The following is a 16,096-nucleotide window of genomic DNA, read 5'->3' as shown; positions in this document are numbered from 1 at the left end:
CCACCGTGACAGCTACGACGCCGCGCCTGCTCCTCGTCGACGGACACTCCCTGGCATACCGGGCATTCTTCGCCCTGCCTGTGGAAAACTTCTCCACCACGACGGGGCAGCCGACCAACGCGGTCTACGGCTTCACCTCGATGCTGATCAACGTGCTGCGCGACGAGCAGCCCACCCACATCGTGGTCGCCTTCGACGTGTCCCGTCGCTCCTTCCGCACCGAGAAGTACGCGGAGTACAAGGCCGGCCGCAGCGAGACCCCGACCGACTTCAAGGGCCAGGTCAGCCTGGTCAAGGAGGTTCTCGCGGCGCTGCGGATCCCGGTGGTGGAGAAGGAGGGCTACGAGGCCGACGACATCATCGCCACCCTGGCCTGCCAGGCCCGCGACCAGGGCATGCCGGTGCTGATCTCCACCGGCGACCGGGACGCCTTCCAACTCGTCGACGAGCAGATCACCGTGCTCTACCCCCGCAAGGGCGTCTCCGACCTGGCCCGGATGGATCCGGCCGCGGTCGAGGCGAAGTACGGTGTCGGCCCCGGCCGCTACCGGGATCTGGCCGCGCTTGTCGGCGAGACCAGCGACAACCTGCCGGGCGTGCCCGGCGTCGGCCCGAAGACCGCCGCCAAGTGGATCAACACGTACGGCGGGGTGGAGGGCATCATCGCCCGCGCCGACGAGATCAAGGGCAAGGCCGGCGACAGCCTGCGGGAACGACTCGCCGACGTGATCCGCAACTACGAGATCAACTGCCTGGTCGCCGACCTGGACCTGCCGATCCGCCCCGAGGACGCCCGCTGGCAGGGGTGGGACCGGGAGGCGGTGCACCAGGTCTTCGACACCCTCCAGTTCCGCATCCTGCGCGACCGCCTCTACCAGTACCTCGACGCCGTCGAGCCGGAGGCCGAGGCGGGCTTCGACCTGACCGGTGAGGTGCTCACCGCGCCCGGTGCGCTGACCGGCTGGCTGGAGACGCACGCGTCGCCGGGCACCCCGGTCGGGGTGGCGGTCAAGCTGGACACCGGCCCCAACCGGCGGCACACCGCCACCGTCACCGGCCTGGCCCTGGCCACCGCCGACGGCGCGGCGGCCTGGTTCGACCCGAGCAGGCTCGACGAGAGCGACGAGGCGGCGCTGGCCGGCTGGCTGGCCGACGAGACCCGCCCCAAGGTGTTGCACGACAGCAAGCCCGCCGTACTCGCCTTCGCCGCGCACGGCTGGACGCTGGCCGGCATCGCCCGGGACACCCAGATCGCGGCCTATCTGGCCCGCCCCGACCAACGCTCCTACGACCTGACCGACCTGGCCCTGCGTTACCTGCACCGGGAGCTGCGAGTCGACGTTCCCGACGACGGCCAACTCACCCTCGACGGGCTCGGCGGCGACGGCGAGGCCGAGCAGAACCTCATGCTGCACGCCCGGGCCACCCTCGACCTGGCCGACGCGATAGACGCCGAACTGTCCCGTGACGGGGAGCAGTCCGCGCGGCTGATGGCCGGGGTGGAGCTGCCGTTGATGCGGGTGCTGGCCGGCATGGAGCGCGTCGGCATCGCCGCCGACACCGACTACCTGTCCGAGTTGGAGGCGCACTTCGCCGCCGAGGTGAAGGCCGCCGCCCAGGCCGCGTACGCGGTGATCGGTCGGGAATTCAACCTGGGCTCGCCCAAACAGCTCCAGGAGATCCTCTTCGGTGAGCTGAACCTGCCCAAGACCAAGAAGATCAAGACGGGTTACACCACCGACGCCGACGCGTTGCAATGGCTCTACGCGCAGACCGAGCATCCCCTGCTGCACCACCTGCTGCGCCACCGCGACGTGGCCCGGCTCAAGTCGACGGTGGACGGTCTGCTCAAGTCGGTCTCCGACGACGGGCGCATCCACACCACCTTCAACCAGACGGTGGCCGCCACCGGCCGGCTCTCCTCCACCGAGCCCAACCTGCAGAACATCCCCATCCGCACCGAGGAGGGACGGCGCATCCGCCGCGCCTTCGTGGTGGGGGAGGGTTACGAATGCCTGCTCACCGCCGACTACAGCCAGATCGAGATGCGGATCATGGCGCATCTCTCCGGTGACGAGGCGCTGATCGAGGCCTTCAACTCCGGGCACGACTTCCACGCGGCCACCGCCTCCTCGGTGTTCGAGGTGGCGGTCGCCGAGGTCACCCCGGACCAGCGGCGCAAGATCAAAGCAATGAACTACGGCCTGGCGTACGGGCTGAGCGCCTTCGGCCTGTCCCAACAGCTCGGCATCACCGCCGAGGAGGCGCGCGGGCTGATGGAGGTCTATTTCGCCGGGTTCGGTGGGGTCCGCGACTACCTTCAGGAGGTGGTCGCCCGAGCCCGTCAGGACGGCTACACCTCCACCATCCTGGGCCGCCGCCGCTACCTGCCCGATCTGGTCAGCGACAACCGGCAGCGCCGGGAGATGGCCGAGCGGATGGCCCTCAACGCCCCGATCCAGGGCTCGGCGGCCGATATCATCAAGGTCGCCATGCTGCACGTCGACACCGCCCTGCGTGACGCCGGGCTGCGGTCCCGGATGCTGCTCCAGGTGCACGACGAACTCGTCTTCGAGGTCGCCCCGGGGGAGCGGGCAACCCTGGAGGAGTTGGTCCGCCGCGAGATGGGCGGGGCGTACCCGCTCTCCGTACCTTTGGAAGTCTCCGTCGGCGAGGGCCGCGACTGGAACAGCGCCGACCACTGACATCTCGACCAGATCTTGGTACGAAAGTGCCCTTATGGGGGCGGTTTCGTACCAAGGTCTAATCGACGCCGTCGAGAGCGGCGGCGAGCAGGTGTCGGATGTTGCGGACCCGGGTCACGGTGCTCGCGTCGTAGCACCGGTAGCCGTTGGCGGCGCGGCGCGATTCGATCAGACCGTGCTGCTCGTAGTGGCGCAACGCCCGAGGGGTGCTGCCGGTGGCCCTGGCCAGTTCCCCGATCCGCATCCGTCGACGCCGTTCCCTTTGTGCCATCCCGCCGACCTGCCAGCCGAGCTCCCGTCTGTGGGCCCAGCCCCGTCTGTGGGCCGAGCCCCGTCTGTGGGCCCAGCCTGTCTGCCAGCCGAGCCCGCGACGGGCGAAGCCGGCTGAGCGGAGCGAGCCTGTCGGCACTGACGTATCGTCGTCGCGGGCCCGAGACGGGGAAGCACGGGGCGACCAGGCACCGCTGCGGCGAGCAGGTTCGTGGCGAGCTGGGCGTGGGTCGCTGCCTCGTCCAGGTCCGCGAGCCGGCCGGCACCGGCGATCCCCGCGTTGTTGACCAACACGTCCAACCGGCCGTACCTGTCGAGTGCGGCGTCGACCACCCGGCGGGGCGCGTCGGCAGCGGTCACGTCGACAGCCAACGGGGCGATCAGCGGGTGGCCGGTCGCGGTGTCGGCGAGCGGCGCACCTCGGCGGCCGACCGCCAGCACCTGGGCGCCGTCGGCGCTGAACCCTCGGGCGGTGGCGCGGCCGATGCCGGTGCCGGCACCGGTGACGACGACGACTCTGCGCGGCACATCGTTCATGCCGTCGATCCTGCGCCCCTGCGCCTGCCCGTCAGTCGTCAGGCCGGTCGGGGCCGGCGGGCCTCCGGCGGGGCCCCGTGCCGTTGGAGGGCCTTGCGGGAGGGGCCGCCGGGCGGCGGCAGTTTGGCCTTGACCGGGTCGTGGCCCCAGTTCATCAGGGAGTAGCGCCACCGGGTCGCCCGTACGTCGCCGCTGGGTCGTTGGGCCATGTGTCGCCGGACATACCCGACGACCTTGCGCATGTGTTTGTAGTCGGCCTCGGTGAGCTGGTCGCGTTTGCGCCGCAGCAGGTCGATGATTCTCCGGCCGGACTGGTGGCCGACCGACTCACCGCCGCCCTTGCGCCAGCCGACCTGTTTGGACTCCTCGGTCTCCAACCAGGTGGACAGCTCACCGGGCTTCATGTTCACCGCCTCGGTGAACTCCCGGTAGGTCTGGTCGGGATCGTCACGACCGCTCACGACGCAACACCTCCGGCCGGTGGGCGACGTCCCTGCCCGAGTCGTCGTTGGTGATCCGGTACTGCGGGTCCTCCGGGGAGGCGTTCACCGGGTGTCCTCGGACGTGGGTGCGTTCGGTGAGCTTCTCCTTGACGACCCCGTACGCCCGGCCGCTGTGGCTGGCCCAGGAGACATGGTCGCCGGTGTGGAACTCCGTGTCGGCCATGCCGTCGGGTTACCCGAGGTCGGCGGAGGAAAACGACCAGCGGGTACGGGCTACGGGACGATCTCGGCGCTCGGCAGTTTGATGTCGAAGGGTTCGGTCAGCTCGACCAGGTCGGCGCTGTCCGCGGCGAGTTCGTACTCTCGCTCCCCGCCCGGCCCGAGCCGGTACGCGTACAGGTGCACCGGGTCCTGTTCGATGCGCCAGTAGAACGGGATGCCGGCGGCGGCGTACTCGTGCAGTCGGCACGCTGCCGCCGCATCGGATCCGGACACCAGGGGCCAGGTGATGTCGGAATGGGCTCGGCGCCCATGAGGCCGAGCGTACCGCCGCTGATGGCCCTCCAGGTCTTACCGGGAGTGCGGTGCGGCTCCGCTCAGTCGGTGGGTTTCTCGCTGACGAAGATGGCGGTGCCGGGGAAGAGGCGGCCTCGCAGCGGGCTCCACTGCCCCCAGATCCCCTCGTGCCCCTCCGGCCACTCCGGTTCCACCAGGTCCAGCAGCCGGAAACCGGCGCCGACCAGCTCGCGGACCCGGTCGCCGAGGGTGCGGTGCTGCTCGACGTAGCTGGCCGCGCCCTGCTCGTCCTGTTCCACGTACGGGCGGGTGTCGAAGTACGAGTGCACCGCGGTCAGCCCGCCCTCGCCCGGGTCGTCCAGGAAGATCCAGCGCATCGGGTGGGTGACCGAGAAGACCCATCGGCCCCCGGGGCGCAGCACCCGGTGCACCTCGCGCATCAACGCCGCCGAGTCGGCGACGAAGGGCACCGCCCCGAAGGCGGTGCAGGCCAGGTCGAAGCTGGCGTCGCGGAAGGGCAGCGCCAGGGCGTCGGCCTGGGCCAGGGGTACGCGTACCCCGGTGCGCTCGGCGGCCTGGACGGCGTGGCGCAACATGCCGGCGGAGAGGTCCACGGCGACCGGCCGGGCGCCCTCGGTGGCCAGCCAGCGGGCGCACGAGGCGGCTCCGCAGCCGACCTCCAGCACCCGGCGTCCGGCCACCTCACCGAGGAGCCGGGCGTCGGCCTCGCGCAGCCCCTCCGGGCACCAGACGAAGTCCACCTCGCCGAGGAAGTGTCCGTGTTCGGCTTGGTACGCGTCGGCGTCGGCGTCCCACCAGTGGCGGTTGGCGCGGCGTGCCTCGGTGTCGTCCACCCGGCGCCGGGTCACCCGGTTGTCGTCGTCCACCCGTTCACGCTAGGCCCCTGGGCCGCGCGGGCTCGGGGCGGCCCGGCGTCGGCTGTGGCCCTCCGGGCGAAATCTCCGCTTTCGCGGGTGGTGCGGTGATGAGGAGACGGGAGGGCTTGCACGCTGTGGTAATGCAGCGGGTAGGGTATTGGATGCGCTCGCGGATCGTGTGCCTCGGCAGGGAGCAGGTGCGCGGTCGACGGAGTCACATCAAGAACTCGTTACGCGATTTTTGGGTGGGCCCGCCGGCGGATCCGTTGGCGCGCACAGGTCACCGCGACACCAGCCTGCTGTGACACACATCCGACCGGAGCAACCGCCCACATGACGAGCAGCATCGAGGCCCCCTCGAGCGCCACCAAGGTCACCGTCGACGACCTCGGCTCCGAGGAAGCTTTCCTCGCCGCGATCGACGAGACCATCAAGTACTTCAACGACGGCGACATTGTCGAAGGCACCGTCGTCAAGGTCGACCGGGACGAGGTCCTGCTCGACATCGGCTACAAGACCGAGGGTGTCATCCCCTCTCGGGAGTTGTCGATCAAGCACGATGTGGATCCGGCAGAGGTCGTCTCGGTCGGTGACCACATCGAGGCCCTGGTCCTCCAGAAGGAGGACAAGGAGGGGCGGCTGATCCTCTCCAAGAAGCGGGCGCAGTACGAGCGGGCCTGGGGCACGATCGAAAAGATCAAGGACGAGGACGGTGTCGTCCGCGGTTCGGTCATCGAGGTGGTCAAGGGTGGCCTCATCCTCGACATCGGGCTGCGCGGCTTCCTGCCGGCCTCCCTGGTCGAGATGCGGCGGGTGCGCGACCTGCAGCCGTACGTCGGCCGCGAGCTCGAAGCCAAGATCATCGAGCTGGACAAGAACCGCAACAACGTGGTCCTGTCCCGCCGGGCGTGGCTGGAGCAGACGCAGTCCGAGGTGCGCACCGAGTTCCTCAACAAGCTCCAGAAGGGGCAGGTCCGCAAGGGCGTCGTCTCCTCGATCGTCAACTTCGGCGCGTTCGTCGACCTGGGCGGCGTGGACGGCCTGGTGCACGTCTCCGAGCTGTCCTGGAAGCACATCGACCACCCGTCCGAGGTCGTCGAGGTGGGCCAGGAGGTCGAGGTCGAGGTCCTGGACGTCGACCTGGACCGCGAGCGGGTCTCGCTGTCGCTGAAGGCGACCCAGGAGGACCCGTGGCGGCAGTTCGCCCGCACCCACGCGATCCAGCAGATCGTGCCGGGTAAGGTCACCAAGCTGGTGCCGTTCGGTGCGTTCGTCCGGGTGGACGACGGCATCGAGGGCCTGGTCCACATCTCCGAGCTGGCCGAGCGTCACGTGGAGATCCCGGAGCAGGTCGTCCAGGTCGGCTCCGAGGTCATGGTCAAGGTCATCGACATCGACCTGGAGCGCCGCCGGATCTCGCTGTCGCTCAAGCAGGCCAACGAGGGCTTCGTCGAGGGCGAGGAGCACTTCGACCCGACCCTCTACGGCATGGCCGCGACCTACGACGCCGAGGGCAACTACATCTACCCGGAGGGCTTCGACCCGGAGACGGGCGAGTGGCTCGAGGGGTACGACAAGCAGCGCGAGGCGTGGGAGAACCAGTACGCCGAGGCGCGGCAGCGCTGGGAGGCGCACCAGAAGCAGGTGCAGACCTCTCGGGCCGCCGAGGCCGAGGCCGCTGCCAACCCGCAGCCCGCCGCCACCGGCACCACCACCACGACCAGCGCGGCACCCAGCCGCCAGGCCGAGGAGCCCGCTGGCACGCTGGCCACCGACGAGGCGCTCGCCGCTCTGCGCGAGAAGCTCGCCGGCGGTAAGTGACCCGCTAGGCAACACCGCAGGGCCCCGCTTCGACCCGGATCTCCGGGTCCGAGGCGGGGCCCTCGCCATCTGCGGATGCGGGTGGGGCGCACCAGGCCCACCGCGGGGCACTCGCGGCTGTGAATGAGGCTCGCCGGGCGCGGACATGGCGGGCTCCTGTTTGGCGGTGCGGCGATGATCGGGTTGACTGAGTGCCGTGCTGAAGGTGGGGTTGACCGGCGGGATCGGTTCGGGCAAGAGCGCGGTGGCACGGCGGCTGGTCGAGCGCGGCGCGGTGCTCGTCGACGCCGACCAAATCTCCCGGGAGGTGGTGGCCCCCGGCACCGACGGGCTGACCGAGGTGGTGGCCGCCTTCTCCGCGCGGGTACTGGACGCCGACGGCGCCCTCGACCGGGCCGCGCTCGCCGACCTGGTCTTCACCGACGAGGCTGCCCGCCGCCGGTTGGAGGCGATCGTTCACCGCCGGGTACGGGCGCGTACCGCCGAGTTGATCGCTGCCGCGGCACCCGACGCCGTGGTGGTCAACGACGTACCGCTGCTGGCGGAGGTGGGGCTGGCACCCACGTACCACGTTGTGGTTGTGGTGCAGACGGCGCTGGCGACCCGGTTGCAGCGGCTGACCCGCGACCGGGGGATGAGCCGCGCGGACGCCGAGCGGCGCATCGCCGGCCAGGCCGACGACGCGAGTCGGGCCGCGGTGGCGGACGTGCTGCTCAGCAACGACGGCACCCTGGCGCAGCTGCACGCGGCGGTCGACGCGCTCTGGGACGACCGCCTGGTGCCCTACGAGGAGAACGTGCGGCATCGGCGGGCGGTCCGGGCGCAGCGGGTGACGCTTACCGAACCGGATCCGACCTGGCCGCAGCAGTACGCCCGGCTGGCCGCCCGGATCCGGCACGCGATCGCCCCGGCGGAGCTGCGGATCGACCACATCGGCTCCACCGCGGTGCCGGAGCTGGCAGCCAAGGACGTCATCGACATCCAACTCGGCGTGCCGTCCCTGGCCGAGGCCGATGGGCCGCTGGCGCAGCGACTCGCCGACGCCGGTTTCCCCCGGATGCCCGGTGACTGGTGGGACACCCCACGGCCGGCGGGCACCGGCCGGTGGGAGAAGCGCCTGCACGGCAGCGCCGACCCGGCCCGTCCGGTCCACCTGCACCTGCGGGTGACCGGGTCACTCGGCTGGCGGTACGCCCTGCTGATGCGCGACCACCTGCGGGCCGATCCGGACCGGCGGGCCGCCTATCTGATGCTCAAGCGGGAACTGGCGGCCTCGGCACCGGACAGCGGGACGTACGCGACGGCGAAGGACCCGTGGTTCGACGAGGAGCACCTGCGGGCGGAGGAGTGGGCGGCCAGGACCGGATGGCGTCCGTAGCCTGCGGTCAGCGAGCCTTGGTCGGCCTGGTCAACGAGGGCACCCGGCCGGGTGTCAGGTCGAGTTGGGCCCAGGCGCCGGCCTTGCTCGGCAGCTCCAACCGGCGGAGCAGGCCGGACCGGTCGATCCAGTAACGGGTCCGGCCGGCGCCGGTGCCGACCTCGACGACGTCGACCACGGTGCCGGCGAGGTTGTCGCCGCGTACCCGGTGCGGGTTGCCGGTCGGACCACCGCCGCGGGCGGCGCGTAGCGCCCGCGCCACGAGTGGGTCCAGCGCGTCGGTGCGGTGCGCGCCGGCCCGCCATCCGGTGGCCGGTGGTGGCAGCGGCGGTGGGCCCGCCTGGTCGTCCGACGCTGACGCGTCGATCCGGGTGACGCCGGTGCGGTCCCGGCGGACCAGGGTGCGGGGGGAATCGGGGCTGTCCAGGTCGGTGACGCCGAGGTAGGCGGTGCCCGAGGTCCAGCTCAACCAGCCGGTGCCGCGTAGGTTGGCGTCGGCCGACGCGGGCACGGTCAGGGTGACGGCGGCACCACCGGCGGCCCGTAACCGGGCGGGTAGGTGCAGCCATCTGTCGCGTTCGGCGGTGGTGAGGGCGCGGGGCAGGCCGGGACGGCCGCCCAGCGCGTCGACCGGCCGCAGGGTCGGCCGATCGGCGCGGTTCAGGTGTACGGTGACCCGCCCGAGCGCGGCGACGGTGGTCTCCAGCCGGTGCAGCCGGCCGGCGCTGTCCAGCCAGTAGCGGGTGGTGCCCGCTGCGCCGGTGCCCGGCGGGGCGGCCTCCAGGATGTCGACGTCCTCCCCGTTTCGTCGGTCCCGGCCGACCCACCGGCCGGACAGGTCGTCGGCCGGGTCAGGACGTTCGGCGCTGAGCGCGAAGATCATGGTCAGCAGCGGGGTGAGCCGCTGCTCCGCAGGGATCCGCCAGCCGTCGACCGGAGGGATCAGCGGCGGCATTGCGGGTGCCGGTACCGCGGTGGGGTCGGGCCGGGACACCAGCACGGCGGGGCTGGCCTGCGCCAGACCGCGCAGCGCGCCGGCACCGGGCCCACCCACGTCGACGTAGACCAGTTGCCGGGCCCAGTCGACCCAGCCGAGCAGGTCGGTGCGGTTCGTGCCGGTGCCGATCGTGACGTGCAACCCGGCGCGCAGGTCGCGCTGGTTGGTCACCCGCATGACCGCCAACCGGTCCCGTTCGGCCGAGGTCATGTCGCGGGCCGCAGGCTCGTCCGGGGGCCAGGTGACCAGGGTGACCACCAGCATGACGGCGGAGAGCACGGCGGTGAGCGCGAGCCCGGTCAGGGTGAGCCGCCGTCGCCGGGCGGACCTCTGCCGGGCCTCGTCGGCCCCGGCGTGGTCGTCGTCGGCTGCGTCGGCGCCGGTGGGGTCGGTGGCTGAAGCGAGCAGGCGGTGGGAGAGCGCGGCCCGGCGGGTGCCGGCACGTCCGGGCAGGCCGGCGGCCGGCGATCCGTCGAGTCCGATGCCGGCGGGGGGCCCGATGCCGGCGCGATGTCGGCGTGGGCCGGCGCGGTGCCGATTGTCGCTTCGGGCACCGGACGTCGGTCGCGAACTGTTCTCCACGGAGGGTGAACGCCTCGGACCGGGATCGGGTGACGACATAGGGGCGCTCGCGGCGGCCGGTCTGCGCGTCGTCCGCGCGACCACGTCGGGTGCGCACGCCGCAAATCCGGGTGCTGCGACCCCACTGCGCCGGCGGCAGCATGACCTGTGTGGCCCGCCACCTGCCCGGTCGGCCGCCGCGAGCGGCCTACGGGGAAAGGGTAGCCGGGTGAGAAGAACCACACAATGCGAATATTGAGGCCGGTCACGTGCGGTGCGTACTCGCCGCGGAGTGTCAGGCCCCCCGCGTACCGTGGATGGTATGGCGCTCGACATTCCCCGGCTCGACGGTCGCTTCAAGGTCATCAGCGAGTTCCAGCCGGCCGGCGACCAGCCGGCCGCGATCGACGAGCTGGAGCGGCGAGTGCGTCGCGGTGACCGGCACACGGTCCTGCTCGGCGCGACCGGCACCGGCAAGAGCGCCACCACCGCGTGGTTGATCGAGCGGATGCAGCGCCCCACGTTGGTGCTGGCGCCCAACAAGACGCTCTGCGCGCAGCTTGCCAAGGAGTTCAGCGAGCTGCTGCCGGACAACGCGGTGGAATACTTCGTCTCCTACTACGACTACTACCAGCCCGAGGCGTACATTCCGCAGACCGACACCTACATCGAGAAGGATTCCTCGGTCAACGAGGAGGTCGAGCGGCTGCGGCACTCGGCGACGATGTCGTTGCTGACCCGCCGCGACGTGGTGGTGGTGGCCACCGTGTCGGCGATCTACGGCCTCGGCACCCCGGAGGAATATCTCGATCGGGCGGTGCGGGTCGCCGTGGGCCAGGAGCTGGATCGCGACCAGCTGCTGCGTCGGCTGGTCGACATCCAGTACACCCGCAACGACATGGCCTTCCAGCGCGGCACGTTCCGGGTCCGCGGCGACACGCTGGAGATCATTCCGGCGTACGAGGAACTGGCCGTGCGGATCGAGCTGTTCGGTGACGAGGTGGAGAAGCTCTACTACCTCAACCCGCTCACCGGTGACGTGGTGCGCGAGGTGGATCACCTGCTGATCTTCCCGGCCACGCACTACGCGGCCGGGCCGCAGCGGATGGAGCGGGCGATCCGCGACATCGAGACCGAGCTGGCCGAGCGGCTGGCCGAGTTGGAGCGCCAGGGCAAGCTGCTGGAGGCGCAGCGGCTGCGGATGCGCACCACGTACGACATCGAGATGATGCGGCAGGTCGGCTTCTGCTCCGGCATCGAGAACTACTCGATGCACATCGACGGCCGGTTGCCCGGCAGCCCGCCGCACTGCCTGCTCGACTACTTCCCCGACGACTTCCTCACCGTCATCGACGAGTCGCACGTGACCATCCCGCAGATCGGCGGCATGTACGAAGGCGACGCCTCCCGCAAGCGGATGCTTATCGACCACGGTTTCCGGCTGCCCAGCGCCGCCGACAACCGGCCGTTGCGGTTCGACGAGTTCCTGGAGCGGGTCGGTCAGATGGTGTTCCTGTCGGCCACCCCGGGGCCATGGGAGCTGGAGCACGCCCAGGGCGAGTTCGTCGAGCAGGTGATCCGTCCGACAGGTCTGGTGGATCCGGAGGTCGTGATCAAGCCCACCAAGGGCCAGATCGACGACCTGATGCACGAGATCAAACTGCGTACCGAGCGCGACGAGCGGGTCCTGGTCACCACGCTGACCAAGAAGATGGCCGAGGATCTGTCGGATTATCTGCTGGAGAACGGCATCCGGGTGCGTTACCTGCACTCCGAGGTCGACACGCTGCGCCGGGTGGAGCTGCTGCGGGAGTTGCGCCGGGGCGACTACGACGTGCTGGTCGGCATCAACCTGCTGCGGGAGGGCCTCGACCTGCCGGAGGTCTCGCTGGTGGCGATCCTCGACGCGGACAAGGAGGGCTTCCTGCGCAGCGGTCGGTCGCTGATCCAGACCATCGGTCGGGCGGCCCGTAACGTCTCCGGCCAGGTCCACATGTACGCCGACAAGATCACCCCGTCGATGGCGGACGCGATCGATGAGACGAATCGGCGTCGGGCCAAGCAGATCGCGCACAACGAGGCGCACGGCATCTCACCCGAGCCGCTGCGGAAGAAGATCCACGACATTCTCGACGACATCTACCGCGAGGCGGAGGACATCGAGGCGACCCGGGCGGGCGGTGCGGTGCGGCAACTGTCCCGGGGCAAGGCGCCGGTGAAGGAGACCCGTAGTCGGGCCCGGGCCGGTGCCGCCACGCCTGCGCGGGAAGGCATGGCGCGGGCGGAGTTGGCGCAGCTCATCCAGGACCTCAGCGACCAGATGCTGGCCGCCGCGCGGGAGCTTCAGTTCGAGTTGGCCGCCCGGATCCGCGACGAGGTCTCGGAGCTGAAGAAGGAGCTGCGGGGGATGGACGCGGCCGGGGTGCGGTGATCCGGGGCCGACGGCACTCTTTCTCGGCGAAAGCTGTTCCGGCCGGAGGGGGTAGCGGAATGCGAGCATCCTATTGCGCTGGGTGATCGTCGTGCGTACTCTCCCTGCGTGGGGAGGCGGGAATGCCGTTGCCAACGAGTCCGGTCATTCGACGAGCGCGGCTCGGAGCCGAGCTGCGACAGCTGCGGCGACGAGAGACATTGACACTGGAACAGGTGTGTGACCGGCTCGGTTGGGCATCCACTTCCAAGCTGTCCCGCATCGAGTTGGGGCAGAGCCGCCCCGATCTGGCCGACGTGCTGGATCTGCTCGACGTCTACCAGGTGCCGCCGTCGCAACGCGATGCGTTGATCGTCATCGCCCGCGACGCCGCGACCAGCCGTGGCTGGTGGAAGGCGCTGGGCGAGATGGGGGAGCGGCAGCGCACCTACGCCGAGCTCGAAGCCGGCGCGGCGGGCATAGTGGAATACCAGCCCTGCGTCGTACCGGGTCTACTGCAGACCTCGGCGTACGCCCGCCTGCGCATCGCCGCCGGTCAGCTCATCGATCCCCAGGTGGATGTGGAGGCCGACCTGCGGGCCCGGGCGGCCCGGCACGCGGTGCTGCGTCGGGTCGAGCCGCCGCGCTACACGGCGCTGATCACCGAGGTGGCCTGCGCGCCGGCCGGTGATCCCGTCGAGGTCTGGCGTGGTCAACTGCGGCACCTGCTCGACCTGACCGAGTTGCCGCACGTGACGATCCGGCTGCTGCCGAGCGGGGCCGGGGCCGGGCCGCTGCCGCTGACTCCGTTCTCCTGCTACTCCTTTCCCGACCCGGCGGATCCTCGGACGGTGATGCTGGAGGCGCTGACCACGGACGTGCGGTTGACCACCGCGATCGACGTCGACCGGTACGAGCGGGTGACGCAGCAACTGCTGGAAGCGGCGTTGCCGGAGAAGGAGACGGCACGGGTGCTGGCCGGCTGGCTCGACGGGTGAGCTGGGTGCGTCGGCACCTCGCCCGGCGCCCCCGTAGCCGTCGGGAGTGGTGCCGACGCGAGGCGCAGGATAAGCGAGGGGTACGACAAAATCCCGACGCCTGAGGTCGGCGTCGGGATCGGTGGTGCCGGCGCGGTCAGGCCGGCAGGTCCACGAAATGCTCGACTCGGGGCGGGCTGGCGAAGTACGGGCCGATCAACTCCCGCCACCGGACGAACCTCTCGCTGGCCCGGAAGTTCTCCTCGTGCGCCTGGACCGAGTCCCATTCGACAAGCAGCACGAAGCGGGAGGGCGATTCGACACCCCGGGTCATCCGTACCGAGCGGCAACCGGGGGTGCCGGCCAGCACGGGATGTCCCTCGGCGTACGCGGCGGCGAAGGCGTCTTCCTGGCCGGGTACCACGTCGATCAGCGCGACCTCAAGAACCATGTCGGCAGCCTGCCATGGCGGGACGCCCCTCGGTGGGCGGCCGCCGCGATTCTCACACCCCGGTCAGGTGCGGCGATTTACACCTAGCCTCCTAGGAAGCCTAGGGTGGGTGGCCGAGGGCAACCCCGAGGCGGCACCGCTCGACGACCGATGGTTGTCGTACGCCAGAATGGTCGGCGCTCGGCCCCGTCTCCGGCGAGGCGTGCATGTGCCGGTTGCTGGGGTCTGCCAGGAGGATGAGACTGTTGGACGTGTCCGGACTCGTGTGGGCGATCACGCTCGTCGCGCTGACCGCGGTGCTCCTGGTGGATCTGTTCATCATCGGGCGCCGGCCGCATGAGCCGAGCGTGCGTGAGTCGAGCCTCTGGGTCGCCTTCTACGTGGGGCTGGCCCTGCTCTTCGGCGTCGGGCTCTGGCTCACCGCCGGGGGGAGCGTGGCCGGGCAGTTCTACACCGGCTGGCTGACCGAGTACAGCCTCTCGGTGGACAATCTCTTCGTCTTCATGATCATCATGGCCCGCTTCGCGGTGCCCCGGCAGTACCAGCAGAAGGTGCTGCTCGTCGGCATCGTGCTGGCGCTGATCATGCGCGGCGGCTTCATCGCGTTGGGCGCGGCGCTGATCTCACAGTTCAGCTGGGTCTTCTACATCTTCGGCGCGTTCCTGATCTACACCGCGATCAACCTGGCCCGGCAGGGCGAATCGGCCGAGGACGAGTTCCAGGAGAACGTGCTGATCCGGTGGAGCCGGCGAGCGCTGCCGATCTCCCGGGGCTACGACGCCGCGCGGCTGACCACCCGGGAGCAGGGCCGACGGATGTTCACCCCGATGCTCATCGTCATGATCGCGATCGGGACGACCGACCTGCTCTTCGCCCTGGACTCGATTCCGGCGATCTTCGGCATCACCCACGAGCCGTACCTGGTCTTCACCGCCAACGTCTTCGCGTTGATGGGGCTGCGGCAGCTGTACTTCCTGCTCGGCGGACTGCTGAGCCGCCTGATCTACCTGAGCTACGGCCTGGCCGTGGTGCTCGGGTTCATCGGGGTCAAGCTCATTCTGGAGGCGCTGGCGGAGAACTCGTTGTTCTTCCTCAACGGTGGGCAGCCGGTGGGTTGGGCGCCGCACATCCCGATCTGGCTGTCCCTGCTGGCGATCGTGGGCATCCTGGCCGTGGCGACGGTGGCCAGCCTGGTGAAGTCGTCGCGGGACCGGCGACGGGATCTCACCGGGGCGGGACGCTGAGGCGGGGCCGCGCCGGCGGGGCTCAGCGCGGGTCGGCGGTGGTCAGGTCGTGGCGAGCCTGCCAGACCTGCGCCGAGATGTCGGCGACCAGCTCGCGGGCGTCGGCGTCGGTGTCCTGGCTGCGCTGCTCGTCGTCGAGCGGGGTGGTGGTGCAGACGACGAGCAGGTACGGGGCGGCGTCGTCGGGGAAGACCACGGCGGCACCGTGCCGGACGCCGCGTACCCAACCGTTCTTGTGAGCCAGGCGGGTGCCGGCAGGCAGCCCTTCGGCGATGTCCTGCCGGATCTGCTGCTCGCAGAGCACGTCGAGCATCGCCGCGCAGCCGGCCGGTGAGGCGATCGGCCCGGGCCGGGTGACGCCGGTGGCGACGGCGTCGAGCAGAGCCGCCAGGTCGGCGGCGGTGACCAGGTTGCTGATCCCGGCCTCCCGGGCGGCGAAGTCCTCGATGCCCCGCCTGGTGACACTGTGCCGGGCGCCGACGCGAGCCCAGATCTCCGCCACGGCGGGCAGCCCGACCTGCTCGATGAGCAGGTTCGTGGCGAGGTTGCTGGATCGTACGATCATCCGCTCGGCGAGCCACCGCAGCGGCACCCGCTGCCCGAGTCGATTCCACACCTCGGTGTCGTTGTCGTACGCCGGGGCGCAGGAGAAGGGGGCGGCGCCCGCGCGGGCCGAGGTGAACCGGTTTGTCACCTCGACCGGAGTGTCCAGGTCCGGGCCGTCGGTCTCCGCCGTGTGGTGCACCGCGGCGAGCACTGCCAGTTTCATCGTGCTCGCCGCGTAGTGGGTGACCTCGGTGTGCCGGGTCCAGGTGGGCGGCGCGTCGAGTCGACCCGCGTACACCGAGATCGTCCCGGGCACCTCATCGAGTCGCGCGTCCAACCCGTCGAAGATCACCCGCCGAGGG

Annotated in this window: 15 protein-coding genes; 6 read left to right on the top strand and 9 right to left on the bottom strand. The window is 70.6% G+C overall.

The window, feature by feature from the left end:
* Nucleotides 1–5 precede the first annotated feature (5 nt).
* Entirely contained in the window at nucleotides 6–2,705 is a 2,700-nt protein-coding gene (polA, locus tag VAB18032_RS21335) for a DNA polymerase I (protein ID WP_013734995.1), read from the top strand.
* A 58-nt stretch (nucleotides 2,706–2,763) separates the two neighbouring features.
* Here the strand turns inward: polA and VAB18032_RS21330 are convergent, their stop codons facing one another.
* From VAB18032_RS21330 to VAB18032_RS21310, 6 genes are all read right to left on the bottom strand, one after another.
* Nucleotides 2,764–2,976: a MerR family transcriptional regulator gene (locus VAB18032_RS21330; RefSeq protein WP_232510838.1), complete on the bottom strand. Its 213-nt coding sequence runs from the start codon at nucleotides 2,974–2,976 to the stop codon at nucleotides 2,764–2,766.
* Nucleotides 2,874–3,512: an SDR family oxidoreductase gene (locus VAB18032_RS30895; protein ID WP_081476178.1), complete on the bottom strand. Its 639-nt coding sequence runs from the start codon at nucleotides 3,510–3,512 to the stop codon at nucleotides 2,874–2,876. The genes VAB18032_RS21330 and VAB18032_RS30895 overlap by 103 nt, the downstream gene beginning before the upstream one ends.
* Nucleotides 3,513–3,550: 38 nt before the next feature.
* Nucleotides 3,551–3,973 carry a DUF3140 domain-containing protein gene (locus VAB18032_RS21325; RefSeq protein WP_013734992.1) on the bottom strand — a complete coding sequence of 141 codons (423 nt, stop codon included), beginning with the start codon at nucleotides 3,971–3,973 and terminating at the stop codon, nucleotides 3,551–3,553.
* On the bottom strand, nucleotides 3,960–4,178 hold the full coding sequence (locus VAB18032_RS21320; RefSeq protein WP_013734991.1) for a hypervirulence associated TUDOR domain-containing protein: 219 nt from the start codon (nucleotides 4,176–4,178) through the stop codon (nucleotides 3,960–3,962). The genes VAB18032_RS21325 and VAB18032_RS21320 overlap by 14 nt, the downstream gene beginning before the upstream one ends.
* 50 nt (nucleotides 4,179–4,228) lie before the next feature.
* Entirely contained in the window at nucleotides 4,229–4,450 is a 222-nt protein-coding gene (locus tag VAB18032_RS21315; RefSeq protein ID WP_013734990.1) for a PDDEXK family nuclease, read from the bottom strand.
* A 101-nt stretch (nucleotides 4,451–4,551) separates the two neighbouring features.
* Nucleotides 4,552–5,358 carry a class I SAM-dependent methyltransferase gene (locus tag VAB18032_RS21310; protein WP_013734989.1) on the bottom strand — a complete coding sequence of 269 codons (807 nt, stop codon included), beginning with the start codon at nucleotides 5,356–5,358 and terminating at the stop codon, nucleotides 4,552–4,554.
* A 324-nt stretch (nucleotides 5,359–5,682) separates the two neighbouring features.
* On the opposite strand from VAB18032_RS21310, the gene rpsA reads away from it, so the two are divergent.
* Entirely contained in the window at nucleotides 5,683–7,170 is a 1,488-nt protein-coding gene (gene rpsA, locus VAB18032_RS21305) for a 30S ribosomal protein S1 (RefSeq protein ID WP_013734988.1), read from the top strand.
* 196 nt (nucleotides 7,171–7,366) lie between these two features.
* Entirely contained in the window at nucleotides 7,367–8,548 is a 1,182-nt protein-coding gene (gene coaE / locus VAB18032_RS21300; protein WP_013734987.1) for a dephospho-CoA kinase, read from the top strand.
* 7 nt (nucleotides 8,549–8,555) lie between these two features.
* On the opposite strand, the gene VAB18032_RS21295 is transcribed toward coaE, so the two are convergent.
* Nucleotides 8,556–10,127, bottom strand: coding sequence for a hypothetical protein (locus VAB18032_RS21295; RefSeq protein WP_013734986.1), 1,572 nt, complete (start codon nucleotides 10,125–10,127; stop codon nucleotides 8,556–8,558).
* 301 nt (nucleotides 10,128–10,428) lie between these two features.
* Here VAB18032_RS21295 and uvrB point away from each other — a divergent pair, with 301 nt between their 5' ends.
* Nucleotides 10,429–12,537 carry an excinuclease ABC subunit UvrB gene (gene uvrB / locus VAB18032_RS21290; protein WP_013734985.1) on the top strand — a complete coding sequence of 703 codons (2,109 nt, stop codon included), beginning with the start codon at nucleotides 10,429–10,431 and terminating at the stop codon, nucleotides 12,535–12,537.
* A gap of 122 nt (nucleotides 12,538–12,659) precedes the next feature.
* Entirely contained in the window at nucleotides 12,660–13,514 is an 855-nt protein-coding gene (locus VAB18032_RS21285) for a helix-turn-helix domain-containing protein (protein WP_043721481.1), read from the top strand.
* Between the two features lie 136 nt (nucleotides 13,515–13,650).
* Here VAB18032_RS21285 and VAB18032_RS21280 read toward each other — a convergent pair whose 3' ends face one another.
* On the bottom strand, nucleotides 13,651–13,944 hold the full coding sequence (locus tag VAB18032_RS21280; RefSeq protein WP_013734983.1) for an antibiotic biosynthesis monooxygenase family protein: 294 nt from the start codon (nucleotides 13,942–13,944) through the stop codon (nucleotides 13,651–13,653).
* Between the two features lie 245 nt (nucleotides 13,945–14,189).
* Here VAB18032_RS21280 and VAB18032_RS21275 point away from each other — a divergent pair, with 245 nt between their 5' ends.
* Nucleotides 14,190–15,188, top strand: a complete 999-nt coding sequence (locus VAB18032_RS21275) for a TerC family protein (protein ID WP_013734982.1) — start codon at nucleotides 14,190–14,192, stop codon at nucleotides 15,186–15,188.
* A gap of 22 nt (nucleotides 15,189–15,210) precedes the next feature.
* Here VAB18032_RS21275 and VAB18032_RS21270 read toward each other — a convergent pair whose 3' ends face one another.
* The gene (locus tag VAB18032_RS21270) at nucleotides 15,211–16,086 is read right to left on the bottom strand and encodes a serine hydrolase (protein ID WP_013734981.1); all 876 of its coding nucleotides are present in this window, start codon (nucleotides 16,084–16,086) and stop codon (nucleotides 15,211–15,213) included.
* Nucleotides 16,087–16,096 lie beyond the last annotated feature (10 nt).

Origin of the sequence: Micromonospora maris AB-18-032, assembly GCF_000204155.1 — a bacterium.
GTDB lineage: Bacteria > Actinomycetota > Actinomycetes > Mycobacteriales > Micromonosporaceae > Micromonospora > Micromonospora gifhornensis.
The sequence above is the reverse complement of the archived record's forward strand: the minus strand, read 5'-3'. Positions and strand labels throughout refer to the sequence as shown.